The organism is Mesorhizobium sp. M7A.F.Ca.US.006.04.2.1 (assembly GCF_004022915.1).
Classification (GTDB): Bacteria; Pseudomonadota; Alphaproteobacteria; order Rhizobiales; family Rhizobiaceae; genus Mesorhizobium; species Mesorhizobium ciceri.
Map to the genome: position 1 here is coordinate 1 of NZ_RZQA01001356.1, position 1011 is coordinate 1011.

Here is a 1011-nt window from a genome sequence, read left to right on the forward strand (position 1 = left end):
ATCGTGTCATGCGCCCCGGCGAGCCGCCGACGCTCGAAACCGCCGAAGCCATGTTCAACTCGCTGTTCTTCGATAGCGAGCGCTACGATCTGTCGGCCGTCGGCCGCGTCAAGATGAACATGCGCCTCGAGCTGAAGGCCGAGGACACCGTGCGCGTGCTGCGCAAGGACGACATCCTGGCCGTGGTCAGGACGCTGGTCGAACTGCGCGACGGCAAGGGCGAGATCGACGACATCGACAATCTCGGCAACCGCCGCGTGCGTTCGGTCGGCGAGCTGATGGAAAACCAGTACCGCGTCGGCCTGCTGCGCATGGAGCGCGCGATCAAGGAGCGTATGTCCTCGATCGAGATCGACACGGTCATGCCGCAGGATCTGATCAACGCCAAGCCGGCGGCTGCCGCCGTGCGCGAGTTCTTCGGTTCCTCGCAGCTGTCGCAGTTCATGGACCAGACCAACCCGCTGTCGGAGATCACCCACAAGCGCCGCCTCTCGGCGCTTGGACCGGGCGGTCTGACCCGCGAGCGCGCCGGCTTCGAAGTGCGCGACGTGCACCCGACGCATTACGGCCGCATCTGCCCGATCGAGACGCCGGAAGGCCCGAATATCGGTCTGATCAACTCGCTGGCCACCTTCGCACGCGTCAACAAGTACGGCTTCATCGAGAGCCCGTACCGCAAGATCGTCGACGGCAAGCTGACCAATGACGTCGTCTATCTCTCGGCGATGGAAGAGGCCAAGCACCATGTTGCGCAGGCCAACGCCGAGCTCGACAAGAACGGTGGTTTCGTCGACGAATTCGTCATTTGCCGCAGTGCCGGCGAAGTGATGATGGCGCCGCGCGAAAACGTCGATCTGATGGACGTGTCGCCCAAGCAGATGGTGTCGGTGGCCGCGGCCCTGATCCCGTTCCTGGAAAACGACGACGCCAACCGCGCTCTGATGGGTTCGAACATGCAGCGCCAGGCCGTGCCGCTGGTGCGCGCCGAGGCGCCGTTCGTCGGCACCGGCA

Annotated in this window: 1 pseudogene; it reads left to right on the top strand. The window is 64.5% G+C overall.

Annotation, left to right across the window (positions count from 1 at the left end):
* Nucleotides 1–1011: pseudogene (locus EN925_RS37255) on the top strand (DNA-directed RNA polymerase subunit beta); the annotation flags it as partial.